2 protein-coding genes are annotated in these 2,139 nt (G+C 73.7%); both read left to right on the forward strand.

Features of this window, described 5'->3' with window-relative positions:
- The coding region (gene ptsP, locus D183_RS0109925; protein WP_017908853.1) for a phosphoenolpyruvate--protein phosphotransferase at positions 1–1,718 on the forward strand (1,718 nt) is incomplete at its 5' end.
- Positions 1,715–2,139 (forward strand): PfkB family carbohydrate kinase (locus D183_RS0109930; RefSeq protein ID WP_017908854.1); only part of this gene is annotated, 425 nt, incomplete at its 3' end. The genes ptsP and D183_RS0109930, both read left to right, overlap by 4 nt.

The raw sequence follows: 2,139 nt of genomic DNA on the forward strand, positions 1-2,139 counted from the left end.
CCGGCTGGACACCGCCGCAGGCGCAGCCGGCCATCGTCGGCATCGGCGCCAGCCCCGGCCTGGCGATCGGTGTGGTGCACAAGCTGGCCGGCCACGACGTGGCGGTGGCGGACACGCCCGTGCCGCTGAGCGACGGCGGCGCCCTGCTGCACGACGCCCTGCAGCGCACCCGCACGCAACTGCAGGCCATCGAAGAGGACACCCGGCGCCGCCTCGGCGCCGGCGATGCGGCGATCTTCCGCGCCCAGGCCGAACTGCTCAACGACACCGACCTGATCACCCTGGCCTGCCAGTTGATGGTCGAAGGCCACGGCGTCGCCTGGTCCTGGCAGCAGTCGGTGGAGCGCCTGGCCAACAAGCTCTCGGCGCTGGGCAACGCGGTGCTGGCCGGGCGCGCCAGCGACCTGCGCGACGTCGGCCGCCGGGTGCTGGCACACCTGGATCCGAGCCTGGCCGGCGGCAGCCTGGCGCAGTTGCCGGCCGCGCCGTGCGTCCTGCTCGCCCACGACCTGTCGCCGTCAGACACCGCCAACCTCGACACCGGCCGCGTGCTCGGCCTGGCCACCGCCGTGGGCGGACCGACCTCGCACACCGCGATCCTTTCGCGCACCCTCGGCCTGCCGGCGCTGGTCGCTGGCGGCGCCGACCTGCTGGACCTGGAGGACGGCGCCACCGTCATCGTCGACGGCAGCAGCGGCCGCCTGTACCTGGCGCCGTCGGAGGCCGACCTGGCCTCGGCCCGCGCCTATATCGAGGAACAGCAGCAACTGCGTGCGCGCGAGGCCGAGCAGCGCAACCAGCCGGCGCGGACCGAGGACGGCCATCGCCTGGAGATCGGCGCCAACGTCAACCTGCCCGAACAGGTCGCCGCGGCGCTGGCTCAGGGCGCCGAGAGCGTGGGCCTGATGCGCACCGAATTCCTGTTCCTGGAGCGCGGCAGCACGCCCAGCGAGGACGAGCAGTACGCCACCTACACGGCGATGGCGCAGGCGCTGGACGGCCGCGCGCTGATCGTGCGCGCCCTGGACATCGGCGGCGACAAGCAGGTCGCGCACCTGAACCTGCCGCGCGAGGACAACCCGTTCCTAGGCGTGCGCGGCGCGCGCCTGCTGCTGCGCCGCGCCGACCTGCTGCAACCGCAGCTGCGCGCGCTGTACCGCGCGGCCAAGGACGGCGCGCGCCTGGCGATCATGTTCCCGATGATCACCTCGGCGGCGGAACTGCTGACGCTGCGCGCCGAATGCGAGCGCCTGCGCGCGGAACTGCAGGCGCCGGAGGTGCCGCTGGGCATCATGATCGAAGTGCCGGCCGCGGCGATCCAGGCCGATGCGCTGGCGAAACACGCGGACTTCTTCTCGATCGGCACCAACGACCTGACCCAGTACACCCTGGCCATCGACCGGCAGAACCCGGACCTGGCCGCCGAGGCCGACAGTCTGCATCCGGCGGTGCTGCGCCTGATCCGCACCACCGTCGAGGGCGCGGCGCGCCACGGCCGCTGGGTCGGCGTGTGCGGCGGCCTGGCCGGCGATGCGTTCGGCGCGGCCCTGCTGGCCGGCCTGGGCGTGCACGAGCTGTCGATGACGCCCAACGACATCCCCGCGGTGAAGGCGCGCCTGCGCGGCAGCCGTCTGGATGCGCTGCAGGCGCTGGCGCAGCGCGCGCTGGACTGCGAAAGCGCGGCCAAGGTGCGCGCGCTCGACGGAGCCGGCGCATGAGCGTCGATGCCGTCACCGTCACCCTGAACCCGGCGATCGACCTGACCGTGGCGATCGACCGGCTGCAACCGGGCCAGGTGCACCGTGCGCGCAGCGCCCACGCCATCGCCGGCGGCAAGGGCATCAACGTCGCCGCCTGCCTGGCCGATGCCGGCCTGCGCTGCGCCGCGCTCGGCGTGCTCGGCGCCGGCAATGCGCCGGTATTCGAAACCCTGTTCGCCGAACGCGGCATCGACGACCGTTGCCTGCGCGTGCCCGGCGACACCCGCAGCAATCTCAAGCTGGTCGCCGCCGACAGCGGCGCCACCACCGATATCAACCTGCCCGGCCTGGCCCTGGACCAGGCCCAGCTCGATACCGTCGGCGCGCGCCTGGCCGAGCTGCTGCGTCCCGGCCTGCCGGTGGTGCTCAGCGGCAGCCT

The sequence above is a fragment of the Xanthomonas sp. SHU 199 genome (genome assembly GCF_000364665.1).
GTDB lineage: Bacteria > Pseudomonadota > Gammaproteobacteria > Xanthomonadales > Xanthomonadaceae > Xanthomonas_A > Xanthomonas_A sontii.